Below are 17,973 nucleotides of genomic sequence, written 5' to 3' on the forward strand. Positions count from 1 at the left end.
CCGCCCTTCGTCTCGCTGCGCTCGCTCAGGGATCGGAGCAGGGTTTGCCGCGGTTCATGGGCCGCCCTTCGTCTCGTTGCGCTCGCTCAGGGACCGGAGCAGGGTTTGCCGCGGTTCCTGAGCGAGGAGCGCAGCGACGAGACGAAGGGCGCCCAGAACCGGGTGTGGATGCCGGGCACACGTGCCATGATGGAACCGATGTGACCGTGCACAACCGAGGAGGGCTGGCATGACGTCCCCCTCCGAGCGCGGTCGGATGCCGAGCATCCGCGACGTAGCCAGACTCGCCGAGGTCTCGCATCAGACCGTCTCGCGCGTACTCAACGATCACCCCAGCATCCGTCCCGAGACCAAGGCGCGCGTGCTCGATGCGATCGCGGTGCTCGACTACCGTCCGAATCTCGCCGCCCGCGCGCTGGTGACCAGCAAGTCGCAGACCCTCGGCGTCCTCTCCGCAACGATCGGAGAGTTCGGCCCCACCTCGTCGATCGCCGCGATCGAGGAGGCCGCCCGCGCCGAGGGCTACTCGGTCACCACGCTGAACCTCACCAGCACTTCACCCGAAGACATCGGCAGTGCCGTGCGCCAGCTCGGTCGTGAGCACGTCGATGGCATCGTCGTGCTCGCCCCGCAGGTGCGGGTGTTCCATGTGCTGCGCGGCATGGCCTCCACCGTGCCGTTCGTCACCCTGCAGAGCGCGTCCGGAGCCGATGAGATCGGCCTCTCCGCTGACCAGATGGCCGGTGCGCGGCTTATCACGGAGCACCTCATCGCCCTCGGCCGCACCGAGATCCTGCACCTGGCAGGGCCGCAGGACTGGATCGAGGCGGAGTCGCGGATGCGCGGGTACCTCGATGCGCTGCGTGAGGCCGACCTGCCCACGTTCCCGCCGATCCGTGGCGACTGGACGGCCGACTTCGGTCACTTCGCGGGGCAGGAACTTGCCCGGCGGCCCGACTTCACAGCGGTCTTCGCGGCCAACGACCTCATGGCGATCGGGCTCATGCACGGGTTCCGAGACGCGGGTCTGCGCGTGCCGGAAGACGTCAGCGTCGTCGGCTTCGACGACATCCCGGTCGCCGCCCACGTGGCCCCGCCTCTGACCACCGTGCACCAGGACTTCTCTGAGCTGGGGCGCCGAGCGGTGGCGTTGCTGCTCGCGCAGATCCGTGGCGAGGTGGCGCCGTCGTTCGGTGCGCTCGCCCCCGTGCTGCGGATCCGCGAATCCGCTGTGTCACGGTAACGACACGAAATTCAGATCCGCGCTTGACAGGCCGGGGCGGTCGTTGCACCATGATCATGTTCAATGTGAACGGTCACATTTGACACCTGCGCCATCGAAGCCGAGACGCAGCCCCCGTATCGAGGAAGATCCGTGAGCATCACAGCAACGTTGCCGACAGTCGCCGGCCCCATCTTGGAGATGCGGCACATCACCAAGGAGTTCCCTGGCGTCAAGGCCCTCTCCGACGTCTCGATCACCGTGCGCACCGGTGAGGTGCACGCCATCTGTGGCGAGAACGGTGCGGGCAAGTCCACGCTCATGAAGGTGCTCTCGGGTGTGTACCCGTACGGCACCTACAGCGGCGACATCCTGCTCTTCGGCGAGGAACAGCGCTTCAAGGACATCGCGGCCAGCGAAGAGGCCGGCATCGCGATCATCCACCAGGAGCTGGCCCTCATTCCCGAGCTCTCCGTCACCGAGAACATCTTCCTCGGCAACGAGATCAGCCACGGCGGCCGCATCGACTGGGCCGAGCAGAAGAAGCGCACCCTCGAATTGCTCGCCCGCGTCGGCCTGCGTGAAGACCCCGATGTCGCCATCAAGCACCTCGGCGTCGGCAAGCAGCAGCTCATCGAGATCGCCAAGGCGCTGAACAAAGACGTCAAGATCCTCATCCTCGACGAGCCCACCGCCGCGCTCAACGAGAACGACTCCCAGCATCTGCTTGACCTGATCCTCGGGCTCAAGGCCAAGGGCATCACCTCGATCATCATCAGTCACAAACTCAACGAGATCGAGCAGATCGCCGACGAGATCACCATCATCCGCGACGGCCGCACGATCGAGACGCTCGACATCGGCCGCGGCGAGATCAACGAAGACCGCATCATCCGCGGCATGGTCGGCCGCTCCCTCGAGAGCCGCTACCCCGACCGCACGCCCGAGATCGGTGAGGTGTTCTTCGAGGTCAAGGACTGGTGGGTGCGGCATCCGACTGTCCCGGAGCGGCAGGTGGTCAAGGGATCGAGCATCCAGGTGCGCCGAGGCGAAGTCGTCGGCATCGCCGGCCTCATGGGGGCGGGGCGTACCGAGTTCGCGATGAGCATCTTCGGGCGCTCCTACGGCCAGTTCGAGTCCGGAACGCTCATCAAAGACGGCCGCGAGATCGTGTTGCCCGATGTGGCATCCGCCATCAAGCACGGCCTCGCCTACGTCAGCGAAGACCGCAAGACGCTCGGTCTGAACCTGCTCGACACCATCAAGCGGTCGATCGTCTCGGCGAAGCTGTCGAAGATCGCCGAGCGCGGCGTCGTCGACGACCGCGAGGAGTACGCCGTCGCGGAGCGCTACCGCACCTCGCTGCGCATCAAGACCCCCTCGGTCGAGGAGGGCGTCGGAAAGCTCTCCGGCGGCAACCAGCAGAAGGTCGTGCTGGCGAAGTGGATGTTCACCGACCCCGACCTGCTGATCCTCGACGAGCCCACCCGCGGCATCGACGTCGGCGCCAAGTACGAGATCTACGCGATCATCGCCGAGCTCGCAGCCCAGGGCAAGGGCGTCATCGTCATCTCCAGCGAGCTGCCCGAGCTGCTCGGCATCACCGACCGGATCTACACGGTCTTCGAGGGCCGAGTCACCGACAACCTTCCCTCTTCCGAAGCCACCCCGGAGGCCCTCATGCGCAGCATGACCTCCCTCAACCAGAAGGCGACCGCATGAGCACCACGTCCGAGACCGACAAGCGCGGCTTCCACCTCGGCGACATCCGCAAGATGTTCGGAGGCGGCCAATCGACGCTGCGCCAGTTCAGCATCCTCGGCAGCCTCGTCGTCATCCTCGTCGTCTTCCAGGTATGGACGTTCATCGCCAAGGGGCAGGGCCTCACGCTCTCGCCCGGAAACCTCATCAACGTCGTCAACCAGTACTCGTACATCCTCATCCTGGCCATCGGCATGGTGATGGTCATCATCATGGGCCACATCGACCTCTCGGTCGGCTCGGTGGCGGCCTTCACCGGCATCATCGTCGCCAAGGCCATGGCCGACTGGAACGTCCCGTGGTGGGGCGGCATCCTGCTCGGTCTCGGCGTCGGGGCGCTGGTGGGTGCCTGGCAAGGCTTCTGGGTCGCCTACGTCGGGGTGCCGGCCTTCATCGTGACCCTCGCCGGCATGCTCTTCTTCCGCGGTGCGAACCAGTGGATCGGTCAGTCGACCACGGTCCCCGTGCCCAAGGAATTCACCTACATCGGTGCCGGCTACCTGCCCGAGCTGCCCATCCCGGTGCCGTTCAACGTGCCCACCATGATCCTCGCCGTGCTCGGCGTGGCGTGGGTGATCGGGCATGAGATCTGGATCCGCCGGGCGCAGCGCCGCATGGGATCGGACATGGCGCCGGTCTGGGTGAGCGTCACCAAGGTCACGCTGCTGTCGGTCGTGATCCTCGTCGCCGGCTGGCTGTTCGCCACCGGGCGCCCCGGCACCAGCTTCCCGATCTCGGGCCTCATCCTGCTGGCGCTGGTCATCCTCTACACGTTCATCATGAACAACACCGTGCTCGGCCGACACATCTACGCTGTCGGTGGCAACCGCATGGCTGCCCGCCTTTCGGGTGTGAAGGACCGCTGGGTCGACTTCTTCGTGATGATGAACATGTCGGTGCTCGCCTCGCTGGCCGGCATGCTCTACGTCGCCCGGGCCACCGCCTCCGGTCCGCAGGACGGCAACGGCTGGGAGCTGGATGCCATCGCCTCGGTCTTCATCGGTGGCGCCGCGGTCTCCGGCGGTGTCGGCACCGTGATCGGTTCGATCATTGGTGGTCTGGTGATGGCCTTCCTCAACAACGGCCTCGCACTGCTCGGCTTCGGCGCCGACGTCGTCGCCATGATCAAGGGTCTCGTGCTCCTCGTCGCCGTCGGTATCGACGTGTGGAACAAGCAGCAGGGCCGTCCGTCGATCACCGGCTGGCTCACCCGCCGGTTCGCGGCCCGCCGCGACCCTGAACCCTTCCCGACCTCCGCCACCGAGAAGGCACGCGGAAAGTAGGCGACCGCTCGCGGTCACCGCACACAAGAGAGAAAGAGATCACATGAAGAAGATCCTTCTGACGGCGACAGCGATCGTCGCCGCGGGTGCGTTCGTCCTGACCGGATGCTCGTCAGAGCGCACCCCCACGACGGACGAGAGCACGAGTGGTGAAGAGATGGCAGGCTTCGCCGACGGCTCGACCATCGGTGTGGCGCTGCCGGACAAGACCAGTGAGAACTGGGTGCTCGCCGGCGAGCTGTTCACCGAGAAGCTGAACGACGCCGGATACAAGGCCAACGTGCAGTACGCACCCGCCTCGAACACCGTCGCCGAGCAGCAGAACCAGATCCAGGCGATGGTCACCGGTGGCGCGAAGGTCATCATCATCGGTGCGAAGGACGGCAAGCAGCTCGCCACGCAGGTCGAAGCCGCGCACGACGCCGGTGCCTACGTCATCGCCTACGACCGTCTGATCGAGAACACCGAGGCCGTCGACTACTACGTCGCCTTCGACAACTTCAAGGTCGGCCAGCTGCAGGGGCAGGCGCTGCTGGACGGCCTCGCGGCCAACGCCGGCCACGAGGCTCCGTACAACATCGAGCTCTTCTCCGGATCGCCCGACGACGCCAATTCGCGCGTGTTCTTCGATGGCGCGATGGACGTGCTGCAGCCGAAGATCGACGACGGCACGCTGAAGGTCCTCTCCGGCCAGACCGAGATCGCGCAGACCGCGACCGAGGGCTGGAAGGCCGAGAACGCGCAGCGTCGGATGGACTCCCTGCTCACCTCGACCTACAGCTCCGCCGAGCTCGACGGTGTGCTCTCGCCGAACGACACCCTGGCGCGCGCCATCATCACCTCGGTCGAGCAGGCAGGTAAGAAGGTGCCCGTGGTGACCGGTCAGGACTCCGAGGTCGAGTCGGTGAAGTCGATCATGGAGGGCATCCAGTACTCCACCATCAACAAGGACACCACCCTGCTCGTCGAGCAGGCCGTGAAGATGGTCGGTCAGCTCGGCGCCGGCGAGACGGTCGACGTCAACGACACCGAGCAGTACGACAACGGCGTGAAGGTGGTTCCGGCCTACCTGCTCGCTCCGGTCATCGTCACCAAGGACAACGCCGAAGAGGCGTACGCGAACGTTCCGAGCCTGCTCGAGATCGTGCAGTCCTACAAGTAATCTGCAACACCCCGCGGCGCGGCGCGTCTGGGGCCTCTCGATTCGTTCGGGACCCGGACGCGCCGCGTCGTCGTCTGCCCGGTCGGGGCTGCGGCAGCATCCGAGTTTCGGACGGATTGCAGATTTTCGGATGGATCGGGCGAAATCGTCCGAAAAACGGAAGTTGCTCCGAAATTCGGATGCCGGATGGTCGGATGCCGCCGGCGCGGATGCCGCCGGCGCGGATGCCTGCCGGCGCGGATGCCGGAGGTTCGGATGCCTGCCGGCGCGGATGCCTGTCGGCGCGGAGTCCGTCGAGGCGTCGTGACGTAACTTGGTGCCATGGGTGCTTCACCAAGACCGAGCGATGCCGCGCTGACCGCCTTCGGCATCGACCTCAGCGACGCGGCCGTCGCGCCGGAACGGCTGACGGGTGGCCGCGGCCTCACCTGGCGCGCCGGATCCATCGTCCTCCGCCCGTCAGGGGCCGACGACGAGACCGCGTGGAAGGCGGAGGCACTGGCTGTGCTCCCTCCTGGTGCAGGGTTTCGAACCGCGCGCCCGATCCGTTCGGACAAGCAGGCGTGGGCGGTCGACGGTTGGGAAGCGTGGGAGTGGCTCGCCGGTCAGCCCGACGAATCCCGCGTGGCGGAGATCGTGTTGGCCGGTGCAGCGTTTCATCAAGCGCTCGCACACCTACCGCGCCCGCACTTTCTCGACACGGCAGATGACCCGTGGGCACGTGCCGATCGGATCGCCTGGGAAGAACAGCCTGCACCCCCGAACGAGGCGCTGCGCCGCCTGCACGCCGCCTTTGCGCCCGTTGCCGAACCATCGCAGATGATTCACGGCGACCTCTTGGGCAATGTCATGTTCGAAGAGCACGAAGCTCCCGCGATCATCGACTGGGCTCCGTACTGGCGTCCTGCCGCGTGGGGCGGCGCGATCGCACTGGCCGACGCCGCGTGCTGGCACGGCCTCTCGGTGGAGCGGATGTGCTCTCTGGCAGGCGGACTGCCTGAGGGGCGACAGCTTCTCATCCGCGCTCTCTCCTTCCGTATCGCCACCGTGGAGCTGCTTGGACACTGGGGAGATGAGATGGCGGCACGGCATGAGCCGGTGATCGCCGCTGCGCTGAGGTGACACGCGCGGCGCGTCTGGGACCTCGATTCGCTCGGGACCCAGACGCGCCGCGTCGTCGTCTGCCCGGTTGGGCGCTGCGGCAGCATCCGAATTTCGGACGGATGGCCGATTTTCGGACGGATCGGGCGAAATCGTCCGAAAAGCGGAGGTCTCTCCGAAATTCGGATGCCGGATGGTCGGATGCCGGAGGGGCGGATGCCTGCCGGCGCGGACGCTGTCGGCGCGGATGCCTGTCGGCACGCTCACGGCCCGGCAGGCGACAGGCTCACGCGCAGGCCGGCGCCTATCCTGGTAAGGACATGGCACATCTTCTCGGGGCCGAAGGCCTCCACCTCGAATACCCCACCCGCGTCGTCTTCGACTCCATCACCCTCGGCATCGAGGAGGGCGACCGGATCGGCATCGTCGGTCGCAACGGTGACGGCAAGTCGAGCCTGCTCGCCATGCTCGCCGGCACCAAGGAACCGGATGCCGGACGCGTGACGTTCCGCGGCGGCACCCGCATCAGGGTGCTCGACCAGGCCGACACCCTGGATGACTCGCTGACGGTCAGCGCGGCCGTGGTCGGCGACGCCGCCGATCACGAGTGGGCGGGGGATGCCCGCATCCGTGATGTCATCGACGGGCTGCTGCGCGGCCTGCCCTGGGATGCGCCCGTCTCCTCCCTGAGCGGTGGCCAGCGCCGCCGCGTCTCGCTGGCGAAGCTGCTTGCCGGTGACTGGGACATCATCGCCCTGGACGAGCCCACCAACCACCTCGACGTCGAAGCCATCACGTGGCTTGCCGGGCACCTCAAGACCCGGTGGGCCAAGAACGCCGGCGCGCTGCTCGTCGTCACGCACGACAGATGGTTCCTCGACGAGGTCGTGACCACGACCTGGGAGGTGCACGACCGCATCGTCGAGCCGTTCGAGGGCGGCTACGCGGCGTACATCCTGCAGCGCGTCGAGCGCGACCGCATGGCCGCGGCCACCGAGGCCAAGCGGCAGAACCTTGCCCGCAAGGAGCTTGCCTGGCTGCGCCGGGGCGCCCCCGCCCGCACGAGCAAGCCGAAGTTCCGCATCGAGGCGGCCAACCAGCTGATCGAAGACGTGCCCGAGATCCGCGACAAGGTCTCGCTGCAGTCACTCGCGGTCTCGCGGCTCGGCAAAGATGTCGTCGACCTGTTGGATGCCGGGGTGAGCTACCCGTCGCGGGCGACAGGCTCAGACCCTTCGACAGGCTCAGACCCTTCGACAGGCTCAGACCCTTCGACAGGCTCAGGGACCCAGGTCGTGTTGCGAGACGTCGAGTGGCGCATCGCGCCGGGGGAGCGCACCGGCATCCTCGGCGTGAACGGTGCGGGCAAGTCGACGCTCCTCGGCCTCATCGCCGGCACCATCGCTCCCACCAGTGGCCGTGTCAAGCACGGCAAGACCGTGCAGGTGCGCACGCTCACCCAGCGCCTCGACGAGCTCGACGCCGTCTGGAACGACCCCGTACGCGTGGTCATCTCGCGGCTGCGCACGTCGTACACCCTGGGCACCGGCTCCAAGGCGCAGGACCTCACGCCCGGTCAGCTGCTCGAGCGGATGGGCTTCTCGTCCGCGCAGCTGTCCACACCGGTGAAAGACCTCTCCGGTGGCCAGCAGCGACGCCTTCAGCTGTTGCTCGTGCTGCTCGAGCAGCCCAACGTGCTGATTCTCGATGAGCCCACGAATGACATGGATACCGACATGCTCGCCGCCATCGAGGACCTCCTCGACTCGTGGCCGGGCACGCTGCTCGTCGTCAGTCATGACCGGTACTTCCTCGAACGCGTCACCGACCAGCAATTCGCGATCCTCGACCACCGACTGCGCCACCTGCCCGGTGGCGTCGACGAGTACCTGCGCCTGCGCGAGCTGCAGGAGAAGCAGGCCGATCAGCCCTCCGCGACCGTGGCGGCGACGGCATCCGCTCCCGGTCTCGACGGCGCAGCCCTGCGCACCGCGCAGAAGGAGGTCGCGGCGCTGGAGCGGCGGATCCAGAAGCTCACCCAGCAGGTGGATGCTGCCAAGCACGCCCTCGTCGACCATGACCAGTCCGACTATGCCGGGCTCGGCGAGAAGATGGCTGTGATCACCGCGCAGGAGGCCGAGATCGCCGCGCTCGAAGAGCAGTGGTTCGACCTCACCGAGCAGATCGGCTGAGACGTCGTACCGATCAGTCGAAGATCGGCTGAGTCAGCGCGTGCCAGGTGACCGGGCCGACGATGCCGTCTGCGGGCGGCGCGAACATCGTCTGGAAGTCGCGCACCGCCGCATCCGTCACCGGGCCGAAGGCGCCGTCGACCGTCAGGGATCCTGGCAGCAGCGTCTGCGCGGCCCGCACCGCGTCGCCGGAAGCGCCGAGGGACACCGTCTCGATCAGCGCAGGCCAGTCGAGTTGACCGACCGTGTCACCGATGAACGTGGCGCGCAGGGTCTGCTGAAAGGCCTGGATCGCCGCGCCGCTGAGCGGCCCGAACACGCCATCCGCGACGATGCCCGCGCCGCGATGGCGCAGCAGGTACTGCGCAGCGAGCACCCGCCAGTTGCTGGCCTGCGTCGATCCGACCTTGACCAGAGGCCAGCGCTGGAAGCCGGGGACGAGTGAGCTCAGGAACGACCAGGTCTCGTAGGCGGCGATGCCATCGATCGACAGCCCCCACGACGTCTGGAAGTGCTGAACGCGCTCGCGCGTGATCGGACCGAAGTCGCCGTCCACTATCAGCGGCTCGATGCCCGGTGATGGCACCAGTCCGAACTGTTGCACGGCGCGCACGGCATCGCCCGTCTGCCCCTGCGCGGTCTCGATGTGCAACACCACCCAGGTCTCCGGCCCGACGATCCCGTCGACACTCACACCCGCGCCGCCCTGGAACGCCGAGACCGCCGCGGTCGTGGCCGGGCCGTACACCCCGTCCGCCGCGACCGCGTGGCCGTGTGCCCGGAGAAGGTACTGGATGGCGCGGACGGGAGCCCAGTCCACTCCGCCGCCGATCGTGCTCCACGGTGCCACGTTCATGACTGCTCCTTCGATCGGTGTGACCGACCCCCACACGGCACACGATAGCCCTCGAGGCCGCCCGGCACAGCCCCATCTCCGGGCGCCCGCTCGCCCTCGCGGTCCCTGCGGCCTGATCTCGTGTCGAACTTGTATGGTCAGCCCGCCGCCGGGGGGCGAGCGCGGGGCCCTTCGGATCGGCGTCCGCCGAGTAGATGATCTAAAAAAACCTGGTCAACAACTATTTCAAGATCCCTGCAAGAGTCCGTCGGAGACTTTTGACTTGTATCTATTCTCGATACGAGTTGTGCCTCAAGATCGATACATGTCAGGCACCGATGCCCGACCACGAACCCCCGAATCGTGCCCCCGCACCCGCTCCCCGAAGAGGCCGCATGTCTGCGCTCACGCTGCCCCCGCTCGACCGTGCGTCGACGGCCCCCATCTGGTTCCAGATCATGCGCGCCATCGAGGTGCAGATCGCCGACGGCACGTGGGCGCCGGGTGACCGTCTGCCGAGTGAGAGCGAGCTGTGCGCGCACTTCTCCGCTTCTCGCACCTCGGTGCGCGAGGCGCTGTCGCGGCTCGAGAGCGCGGGCATCATCTCGCGCCAGCAGGGCAAGGGCGCCTTCGTCGAGCGCGCTCAGGGTCCATCCGCGTGGACCCTGCCGTCTGCTCCGAGCCTGCTCGGCGAGTACAGCGAAGACGGGCGCAGTGCGCTGCGATCCGAGATTCTCCGGGCCGGCATCGAACCGCTCCCGTCGTGGGCTGCCGCGGTCGTCGGTCGCACCTCGCCCGACGGCACCGGCTTCGTGCTTGAGCGAGTGCGCGCCGTCGGCTCCCGCACCGCGGTGCACGTGATCAACTACCTCCCCACCCGGTTCGCCGGGGTGCTGCCCGACCTCCGCGACCCGCGCGCGAGCCTGTACGCCGCCATCACCAACGTGGTCGGCGTTCGGATCGCACGGATGCACCGCACCATCGAGGCCGTCGCCGCCGACCGTGTGCTCGCCGGCCTGCTCGATGTCGAACCCGGGCATCCGATCGTCGTCGTCGAGGCCGTCGCCTACGACCAGCACGGCGAACCGATCGACATCTCGCGGGCCTCGGTGCGCACCGATCGGTTGCGCGTGAGCGTCGACACCGGCTTCGACGCCGGCGGCATCTCGAACGAGACCGCCTCTGGCCGCTACCCGACCGCCTCGCGTCCGACCGACGGACGCACCGAGACCCGACCGTCACGCTGACGCCCGACCTAAACGGAGACCACGACATGACCGACCCCCGCATCCTCGTCATCGGCGACAGCTACATGAGCGCCGACGTGTTCCTGCGCGCCTTCGAGCAGCGCGGACTCGCCGCCGACGCCGTGACCATGACGATCGCGGACCCCACCTGGGACACCTCGAAGATCCACGAGTTCGAGGGCGACCCGGCCGAAGTCGCCCTTGTGGCCCAGGGGTACGACGTCATCGCCTTCCACGCCGCCCCCCTCACCGCCCAGGTTCTCGCCGCCCTGCCCGAGCTGCGTCTGGCCGGTTGCGCTCGCGGCGGCCCCGTCAACGTCGACCTCGCCGCGGCGAAGGAACGCGGCGTGCGCGTCACCACCACCCCCGGCAAGAATGCCGACGCCGTGGCGGACCTCACCATCGGATTCCTCATCGCTCTCGTGCGCAACGTCCCCGCCTCGGTCCGCGACGTCGACGAGCGCGTCGCCGACGGACGCCCGCTCGCCGAGTCGACGTTCGAGGGCGCCCGCTGGTTCGGCCGGGAGGTCAAGGGCCTGCGGCTGGGGCTGATCGGCTACGGCAACGTCGCCCGTCTCGTCGCCGAGCGCGCTCGGGCACTCGGGGCCACGATCCTCGCCTACGACCCGTTCGTCGACCCGGCGTCGGTCACCGACGCCACCATCGTCGGCGACCTGGACACGCTGCTCGCCCAGAGCGACGTCGTCAGCGTGCACGCCAGGGCCACCGCCGAGAACCGGCACCTCATCGGCGCCGCGCAGATCGCCCTGATGCCCCGCGGCTCGTTCCTCATCAACACCGCCCGCGAGTCCCTGGTCGACGAGCAGGCGATGCTCGAGGCGCTGCGCAGCGGTCAGCTCGGCGGCGTCGCCCTCGACGTGAACGAGCCCGACGGTCCGTGGCGAGAGCTCGTCGCCGAGCCGAACCTGCTGCTCACCCCGCACCTGGCCGGCGCCACCTACGAGACGCTCGCCCGCGGCGCCGACATGCTCGCCTCCGAGATCCAGGCGTTCGTCGCCGGTGACCCCTTGCGGTGGGAACGATGAGCGACGTCTTCCTCGCCATCGACGCCGGCACCGGCTCGGCGCGCGCGCTCGCGTTCGACACCGAGGGGCGCCTGGTGACACAGGCGGCCCGCGAGTGGACGCACGTCGCCGTCCCCGGCCACCCGGGCGGCACGACCTTCGACACCAACCTCGGGTGGGCGGCGGTCGGCGGAGCCATCCGCGAGGTCGTGGCCACGCTGGGCGACCGTCGCGTCGCCGCCGTCGCCGCGTCGAGCATGCGCGAAGGTTTCGTGCTCTACGGGTCTGCGGGGGAGGAGCTGTGGGCCTGCCCCAACACCGACGGCCGCTCCCGCGCCGAGGCCGACGAACTGGTCGCACTCGGCATCGCCGAGGAGATCTACGCCACGGCCGGGGACTGGGTCTCCATCACCGCTCCCGCACGTCTGCGGTGGATCGCCCGCCACGAGCCGCACCTGCTCGCCCAGGCCCGGCACATCGGGATGATCAGCGACTGGGTAACCACGAAGCTGACCGGCGAGTTCGTGACCGACCCCACGTGCGGTTCCAGCTCGGCACTGTTCGACCTGCGCTCGCGCACCTGGTCGGCCCACCTCGCCGACCTCGTCGGCGTGGACCGCAGCATCCTGCCCCCGGTGGTCGAATGCGGCGAGATCGTCGGCGCGGTCACCGCTGCCGCTGCCGCGGCCACCGGCCTGCCCGTTGGCACCCCCGTCGTCACGGGCGGCGCGGACACCCAGCTGGCGCTGCACGGCATCGCCGCACGGGAAGGGGTGCCGACGATCGTCGCCGGCACGTTCTGGCAGACCACGGCCGTCGTCTCCGAGCCGCTCATCGACCCCGAGCGTCGCCTGCGCACCCTGTGCCACGTCGACCGGGACACCTGGATGGTTGAGGGCATCGGCTTCCTCTCCGGCCTGGCTATGCGCTGGTTCCGCGACGCGATGTGCCCGGATGCCGCCGCCACCGGTGCCCTCACCGGCCGGTCCGCGTTCAGCGTCATGGAGGAGTGGGCTGCCGGCGTCCCGGCCGGATCCCACGGCATCGTCGCCACCATGGCGAACGTCATGCAGGCCGACGCCTGGCATCAGGCCGCTCCGGCCTTCGTCGGCTTCGACATCAACGACGCCGCGCACTCCTCGCGCGGCGCGTTCATCAGAGCGATCGAGGAGGCCGCGGCCATCGTCGCCGGTGCCCACCTCGACATCCTCTCGGCGCTCACCGACGGGCGTGCCGTGGCAGAGGGAACCGTGACGTTCACAGGTGGGTCGAGCGCCGGCTCCCTGTGGCCCACCATCATCGCGGGCGTCACGGGCCTCGACACGCTCGTCACCCCCGCGCCGGAGGCGACCTCCTACGGCGCGGCGCGCCTCGCCGCCCGCGGTGTGGGCGCGGATCTCCCCCCGATGGGCGAGCCTGATCGCGTCGTGCGTGCCGACGCGGCCGAGCACGACGCCTACCGGCTGATCGCCGAACGCTGGCACCGCGTCTACCGCGACGTGCTCTCGATCTCCGGCACCGACCTGACCCCCCTGTTCACCCCGCCCGGCGCGGCCCGCGCCGCGCTCGCCCACCGCCCCACGACCGCCGACACCCTCGGCTGACCTCGACGAAAGAGAAACCCATGGCAGATCTCGAAGGCAACTCCGCCGCCAAGCAGTTCCACCCCGACGTACCCGCCGCCTCGTTCACCCACGCCATCCGCGGCGCGTCGAACCTCGACTGGGGCATGCAGAACCGTCTTGCCCGCATCCTCGACCCGCAGACCGGCCGCACCGTCATGCTCGCCTTCGACCACGGCTACTTCCAGGGTCCGACGTCGGGCCTGGAGCGGATCGACCTCAACATCGCCCCGCTGGCGGCACAGGCCGACGCCCTGATGTGCACGCGCGGTGCACTGCGCACCTCGATTCCGCCGGCGACGCAGGCCGGCCTCGTGCTGCGTGCATCGGGTGGCCCGTCGATCCTCAAGGACCTCTCCGACGAGTACACGGCCATGGCCATGCAGGACGCGGTGCGGGTCAACGCCGATGCCGTCGCCGTGCAGGTGTTCGTCGGCGGCGTGCACGAGTCGCGCAGCATCCGCAACCTCACCACCCTGGTCGACGAGGGTTACGCCGCCGGCATCCCCGTGCTCGGCGTCACCGCGGTCGGCAAGGAGCTCGTCCGCGACGCTCGCTACCTGGGCCTGGCCACCCGCATCATCGCCGAACTCGGCGCCCAGCTCGTGAAGACGTACTACTGCGACGAGGGCTTTGAGGATGTCGTCGCCGGATGCCCCGTGCCGGTGATCATGGCCGGTGGCAAGAAGCTGCCCGAACTGGACGCCCTGACGATGGCATCCCGCGCCGTGCGCGCGGGGGCGGCCGGTGTCGACATGGGGCGCAACATCTTCCAGAGCGCGAACCCCGCGGCGATGATGACCGCGGTGCGCGCCGTCGTGCACGACGACCTCGACCCCGCCGAGGCCTTCGAGCTGTTCCGCAGCGCCAGCGAGACGACGGTCTCGGCATGAGCTCCGAGGTGCTGCGCTCCGCCGATGCGGCGCTGCGCTTCGGCGACTGGGGTCCCGGATATCTCTCCCAGTCGGATGACGCCGCCTTCGGCGTCGTCGTCCTGCGACCTGGTGACGAGTTCGGCAACCACATCCACGAGCACCACACCGAGTCGTTCGTGGTGCTCGAGGGACGCGCCGAGTTCTGGATCGACCGGCAAGCGCCGGCGATCCTCTCCGCCGGCGACGTGCTGCATGCCGTACCGCACGAGGAGCACTTCGTGCGCAACCCCTTCGACGAGACCTTCCGCGCCGTGTTCGTGAAGACCCCCTGGGTCGACGGCGACAAGGTCGACAAGCCGTGGACGCCCGACGCGTCCGCATCCTGACCCTCACCCCCAACCCGCATCACAGTGAAAGGACACACCATGAGTGTGCAACGACGCTCCTCAACCCTCTTCTCCCGTCCCACCCGGCTGACCCTGGCGGTCTCCGCGACCACGGTCGCCGCCCTCACGCTCGCTGGCTGCGGCGGGGGCAGCGGTGAGACTTCCGACAGCGGAGAGAAGACCCTGAAGGTTCTCATCGCCGCGCCCCAGGAGGGGGCGGGCAAGATCCTCGAGGCCGACTTCGAGGCCGAGCACGACGGCGTAGACGTGCAGGTCGAGGTCGTGCCCTACGACCAGATCCAGACCAAGGCGATCCTCGACGCCCAGTCCGGAACCGGCAACTACGACGTCATCCAGTACTGGTACACCTCGGTCGGTGCCCTCGCCGAATCCGACGCCCTCGCCGACATCACCGACTGGGTCGAGGGTGACGATGAGATCGACGCGCCGGACTTCATCGAGGCGGTGTTCGCCCCGTACACGCAGTACGAAGGCGCCACCTACGGTCTGCCGATCGACGGTGACACGCACGTGCTCTTCTACAACAAGGCCATCTTCGAACGTAACGGCGTCGAGGTCCCGACCACCTGGGACGAGTACATCGAGGTGTCGAAGACCATCACTGAGGCGGAGAAGGCCGACGGTGTCTACGGCAACGCGCTGCTCGGTTCGAAGAACGCGTTCAACATCGGCTCGACGTTCTTCAACCGACTGGCGACCATGTCGCCCGACCCGATCGATCCGCAGATGCCGCAGCTGAACACGGATGCCGCCGTCGCGGCGGCTCAGTCGATGCTCGACGCCGCACCGTACGCCCTGCCCAGCCCGCTCGAGGTCGGCTTTGAACAGGCCCTCCCGCAGTTCCTGTCCGGCTCCGTCGGCATGATCGAGTTCTGGACCGACCTGGGCGTGTTCGCGCAGGACCCGGAGCAGTCGAAGATCGTCGACGGCTGGGGCGTCGCCCCGCTGCCCGTCGGCCCGGAGGGATCGGTCTCCGGCGCGCTGAACGCCGGCTGGGCGATGGGCATCAGCCCGAGCGCCAGCGACGAAGACCTCGCCAAGGAGTTCGTCGCGTTCGCCTCGTCGAAGGGCGTGAACGAGAAGCTCATCACGACCACCGGTTCGGGCGTCGACCCGATCCGCACCTCGACGCTGGACAGCGCCGCCTACCAGGAGTTCGCTCCTGAGGTCTCCGCCGTCGCCGCAGAGGTGCTGCCCAACGCGCAGTCCTGGCCGACCTCGCCCGAGGCGCCCGAGATGATCCAGTCGCTGAACGACAACCTCGCGCTCATGCTGCAGGGCAGCATCACCGCCGAAGAGGCCATGCAGCAGACCTGGGACCAGTGGCAGACGCTCGCTAAGTGAGCCCGGCGTCGTTCCCCACCCCCCTCTGAGAAAGGACCACCCATGTCGCAGCTCGTCACCGGGGACCGCGCCACACGGCGCGCTCCCTGGGCGGGTCGCGCGCTGCTCGCGCCGGCCATCATCGCCGTCGCGATCATCGCGATCTACCCGCTCGGGTACATCATCGCCGCCTCCTTCTCGGAGTCGTCGCTGGGCCGGCCCTTCTCGGACTGGGTCGGGTTCGACAACTTCACGGCATTGCTGGGGGACGGGGTCACCCTCCCGTCCCTCGGCAGGTCGCTCATCTTCGCCATCCCGTCCGCGCTCATCGCCCTGATCGCGGGGCTGGTGGTGGCCCTCTCGCTGGATGCCGCAGTCAAGGGCGGACGCATCATCCGTGTGCTCCTGCTGCTGCCGCTGATGACCCCGCCGGTCATGGCCGGCGTCATCTGGAAGCTCATGCTCGCCCCCACCGGCGGTCTGCTCAACAACATCGGTCAGACCCTCGCGCCGGGTTCGGAGCCCTTCCTCTTTCTCGGGTCGACGCCCGCGGCGATGATCTCGCTCATCGTCGTCGACGCCTGGCAGTGGACCCCGTTCTGCGTGCTGCTGGTGTTCGCGGCCCTGCAGACGCTCCCCACCGAGGTATACGAGGCATCGCAGGTCGACGGCGCGGGGGTGTGGCAGACCTTCTGGCGCATCACCTTCCCGCTGGTGCTGCCGAGCCTGGTCACCGTGCTGCTGCTCAAGCTCGTCGTCTCCTTCAAGGTCTTCGACCTGGTCTTCATAATGACCAGCGGCGGGCCCGGCTTCGACACCACTGTCAGCAGCTACGAGATCTACCGCACGGGTCTGCAGACGTTCGACGTCGGTGCCGCCGCGGCGCAGACCATCGCATTCCTCGTGCTCGTCACGATCATCATCGTCCCGCTGAACGCCGCCCGTCAGCGTTTGCACAAGGAGAGCTGAGTCATGTCTCAGACGTTCCCTGGTTCCTCGGTCGCTGACGACAGCGCCACCCGCACTCTCGTGCTCCCGCCCGCGCGTCGGCGCCGACGCGTGAAGGTCCGCACCGCGAACATCTCGCGCCCCGGTCGCCCGCCGGCGCTGGTCACGGTGCTGAAGTCCGCCGTGATCGTGATCGCCATCCTGCTCTCGCTCCTGCCGATCCTGTACATGGTGGGCATGTCGTTCAAGAGCCCCGACGACATCCTCTCCACCCGCATCCTTCCCTCCCGGCTGGCGTTCGAGAACTGGACAGCGGCGTTCGGGGAGTGGCCCATCCTCATCTACCTGCGCAACTCGCTCGGCGCGGCGCTGGTGGCGGTGATCGTCGCGCTGGCGATCTCGATCCCCGCGAACTATGCGATCGCCCGGCTCCGTGCCGGGGGCAAGCAGACGCTCGGTCTGATCGTCTCGGCATACGTCGCGCCGCCCATCGTCGCGATCATCCCGCTGTTCGTGCTCGTGCGCGCCGCCGGCCTCATGGACTCGGTGATCGGCCTCGGCATCATCGAGGGCCTGCTCCTCACCCCGGTCGCCGTCTGGCTGCTGGACGGCTTCTTCCGCGCGATCCCGTTCGAGATCGACGAGGCCGCGCAGATCGACGGCTGCGGGCCGATCCGCACCCTCGTGTCGGTCATCCTGCCGCTGACCGCCCCCGGAATCATCGCCGTCTCGATCATCGTGTTCATCCTCGTGTACAACGACTTCCTCATCCCGCTGCTGCTCACGCAGAGCGTCGCGTCACAGACGCTGCCGGTCGGCATCGCCCTCATGCAGGGCGGGCGCGAGGTGATGTTCGGGCAGATGGCCGCGGCGAGCCTCTCCGGCCTCATCCCGATCTACCTGCTGGCGCTGTTCCTGCAGAAGTGGCTCGTGGGCGGACTGACCCAGGGCAGCATCAAGTAGGGATAAC

The 17,973-nt window shown here is 68.2% G+C and carries 16 protein-coding genes; 15 read left to right on the forward strand and 1 reads right to left on the reverse strand.

Translation table 11 applies throughout. The features are described 5' to 3' along the window. The first annotated feature begins 229 nt into the window (after positions 1 to 229). The 7 genes from WDU93_RS06345 (at position 230) to WDU93_RS06375 (ending at position 8,721) form a co-directional block, all read left to right on the forward strand. Entirely contained in the window at positions 230 to 1,243 is a 1,014-nt protein-coding gene (locus tag WDU93_RS06345; RefSeq protein ID WP_337318705.1) for a LacI family DNA-binding transcriptional regulator, read from the forward strand. Positions 1,244 to 1,423: 180 nt separating this feature from the next. Continuing rightward, positions 1,424 to 2,944 carry a multiple monosaccharide ABC transporter ATP-binding protein gene (gene mmsA / locus WDU93_RS06350; RefSeq protein ID WP_337318827.1) on the forward strand — a complete coding sequence of 507 codons (1,521 nt, stop codon included), beginning with the start codon at positions 1,424 to 1,426 and terminating at the stop codon, positions 2,942 to 2,944. Next, positions 2,941 to 4,266, forward strand: coding sequence for an ABC transporter permease subunit (locus tag WDU93_RS06355; protein ID WP_337318707.1), 1,326 nt, complete (start codon positions 2,941 to 2,943; stop codon positions 4,264 to 4,266). Before mmsA ends, WDU93_RS06355 begins: the two co-directional genes overlap by 4 nt. 43 nt (positions 4,267 to 4,309) lie before the next feature. Further along, positions 4,310 to 5,428, forward strand: a complete 1,119-nt coding sequence (locus WDU93_RS06360; RefSeq protein WP_337318709.1) for a sugar-binding protein — start codon at positions 4,310 to 4,312, stop codon at positions 5,426 to 5,428. Positions 5,429 to 5,591: 163 nt separating this feature from the next. Continuing rightward, positions 5,592 to 5,735 (forward strand): hypothetical protein, encoded by a 144-nt coding sequence (locus WDU93_RS06365; protein WP_337318711.1) that lies wholly within the window; start codon positions 5,592 to 5,594, stop codon positions 5,733 to 5,735. A 14-nt stretch (positions 5,736 to 5,749) separates the two neighbouring features. Further along, entirely contained in the window at positions 5,750 to 6,550 is an 801-nt protein-coding gene (locus WDU93_RS06370) for a hypothetical protein (RefSeq protein ID WP_337318713.1), read from the forward strand. 299 nt (positions 6,551 to 6,849) lie between these two features. Beyond that, on the forward strand, positions 6,850 to 8,721 hold the full coding sequence (locus tag WDU93_RS06375; protein ID WP_337318714.1) for an ABC-F family ATP-binding cassette domain-containing protein: 1,872 nt from the start codon (positions 6,850 to 6,852) through the stop codon (positions 8,719 to 8,721). Positions 8,722 to 8,734: 13 nt separating this feature from the next. Here the strand turns inward: WDU93_RS06375 and WDU93_RS06380 are convergent, their stop codons facing one another. Next, positions 8,735 to 9,577, reverse strand: coding sequence for a peptidoglycan-binding domain-containing protein (locus WDU93_RS06380; RefSeq protein ID WP_337318716.1), 843 nt, complete (start codon positions 9,575 to 9,577; stop codon positions 8,735 to 8,737). Positions 9,578 to 9,951: 374 nt separating this feature from the next. Here WDU93_RS06380 and WDU93_RS06385 point away from each other — a divergent pair, with 374 nt between their 5' ends. From WDU93_RS06385 to WDU93_RS06420, 8 genes are read left to right on the forward strand one after another with little or no spacing between them, the layout of a single operon-like run. Beyond that, positions 9,952 to 10,803 (forward strand): GntR family transcriptional regulator, encoded by an 852-nt coding sequence (locus tag WDU93_RS06385; RefSeq protein WP_337318717.1) that lies wholly within the window; start codon positions 9,952 to 9,954, stop codon positions 10,801 to 10,803. 26 nt (positions 10,804 to 10,829) lie between these two features. Then, entirely contained in the window at positions 10,830 to 11,849 is a 1,020-nt protein-coding gene (locus tag WDU93_RS06390; protein ID WP_337318719.1) for an NAD(P)-dependent oxidoreductase, read from the forward strand. Next, the gene (locus WDU93_RS06395) at positions 11,846 to 13,432 is read left to right on the forward strand and encodes an FGGY family carbohydrate kinase (protein WP_337318720.1); all 1,587 of its coding nucleotides are present in this window, start codon (positions 11,846 to 11,848) and stop codon (positions 13,430 to 13,432) included. Before WDU93_RS06390 ends, WDU93_RS06395 begins: the two co-directional genes overlap by 4 nt. Positions 13,433 to 13,452: 20 nt before the next feature. Beyond that, the gene (lsrF, locus tag WDU93_RS06400) at positions 13,453 to 14,343 is read left to right on the forward strand and encodes a 3-hydroxy-5-phosphonooxypentane-2,4-dione thiolase (protein WP_337318722.1); all 891 of its coding nucleotides are present in this window, start codon (positions 13,453 to 13,455) and stop codon (positions 14,341 to 14,343) included. Continuing rightward, on the forward strand, positions 14,340 to 14,711 hold the full coding sequence (locus WDU93_RS06405) for a cupin domain-containing protein (protein WP_337318724.1): 372 nt from the start codon (positions 14,340 to 14,342) through the stop codon (positions 14,709 to 14,711). Before lsrF ends, WDU93_RS06405 begins: the two co-directional genes overlap by 4 nt. A 39-nt stretch (positions 14,712 to 14,750) precedes the next feature. Next, positions 14,751 to 16,076 carry an ABC transporter substrate-binding protein gene (locus tag WDU93_RS06410; RefSeq protein ID WP_337318726.1) on the forward strand — a complete coding sequence of 442 codons (1,326 nt, stop codon included), beginning with the start codon at positions 14,751 to 14,753 and terminating at the stop codon, positions 16,074 to 16,076. 42 nt (positions 16,077 to 16,118) lie between these two features. Beyond that, positions 16,119 to 17,024, forward strand: coding sequence for a carbohydrate ABC transporter permease (locus WDU93_RS06415; RefSeq protein ID WP_337318729.1), 906 nt, complete (start codon positions 16,119 to 16,121; stop codon positions 17,022 to 17,024). Positions 17,025 to 17,027: 3 nt separating this feature from the next. Next, positions 17,028 to 17,966 (forward strand): carbohydrate ABC transporter permease, encoded by a 939-nt coding sequence (locus tag WDU93_RS06420; protein ID WP_337318731.1) that lies wholly within the window; start codon positions 17,028 to 17,030, stop codon positions 17,964 to 17,966. The last annotated feature ends 7 nt before the right edge of the window (positions 17,967 to 17,973 follow it).

The organism is Microbacterium istanbulense, assembly GCF_037204145.1.
GTDB classification, from domain to species: Bacteria; Actinomycetota; Actinomycetes; order Actinomycetales; family Microbacteriaceae; genus Microbacterium; species Microbacterium istanbulense.

Coding starts and splice junctions, on each gene's coding strand:
- lsrF (WP_337318722.1), top strand. CDS start 13,453: ATGGCAGATCTCGAAGGCAACTCCGCCGCCAAGCAGTTCCACCCCGAC.
- WDU93_RS06360 (WP_337318709.1), top strand. CDS start 4,310: ATGAAGAAGATCCTTCTGACGGCGACAGCGATCGTCGCCGCGGGTGCG.
- WDU93_RS06355 (WP_337318707.1), top strand. CDS start 2,941: ATGAGCACCACGTCCGAGACCGACAAGCGCGGCTTCCACCTCGGCGAC.
- WDU93_RS06385 (WP_337318717.1), top strand. CDS start 9,952: ATGTCTGCGCTCACGCTGCCCCCGCTCGACCGTGCGTCGACGGCCCCC.
- WDU93_RS06415 (WP_337318729.1), top strand. CDS start 16,119: ATGTCGCAGCTCGTCACCGGGGACCGCGCCACACGGCGCGCTCCCTGG.
- WDU93_RS06390 (WP_337318719.1), top strand. CDS start 10,830: ATGACCGACCCCCGCATCCTCGTCATCGGCGACAGCTACATGAGCGCC.
- WDU93_RS06375 (WP_337318714.1), top strand. CDS start 6,850: ATGGCACATCTTCTCGGGGCCGAAGGCCTCCACCTCGAATACCCCACC.
- WDU93_RS06395 (WP_337318720.1), top strand. CDS start 11,846: ATGAGCGACGTCTTCCTCGCCATCGACGCCGGCACCGGCTCGGCGCGC.
- WDU93_RS06370 (WP_337318713.1), top strand. CDS start 5,750: ATGGGTGCTTCACCAAGACCGAGCGATGCCGCGCTGACCGCCTTCGGC.
- WDU93_RS06410 (WP_337318726.1), top strand. CDS start 14,751: ATGAGTGTGCAACGACGCTCCTCAACCCTCTTCTCCCGTCCCACCCGG.
- WDU93_RS06380 (WP_337318716.1), bottom strand. CDS start 9,577: ATGAACGTGGCACCGTGGAGCACGATCGGCGGCGGAGTGGACTGGGCT.
- WDU93_RS06405 (WP_337318724.1), top strand. CDS start 14,340: ATGAGCTCCGAGGTGCTGCGCTCCGCCGATGCGGCGCTGCGCTTCGGC.
- mmsA (WP_337318827.1), top strand. CDS start 1,424: ATGCGGCACATCACCAAGGAGTTCCCTGGCGTCAAGGCCCTCTCCGAC.
- WDU93_RS06345 (WP_337318705.1), top strand. CDS start 230: ATGACGTCCCCCTCCGAGCGCGGTCGGATGCCGAGCATCCGCGACGTA.
- WDU93_RS06420 (WP_337318731.1), top strand. CDS start 17,028: ATGTCTCAGACGTTCCCTGGTTCCTCGGTCGCTGACGACAGCGCCACC.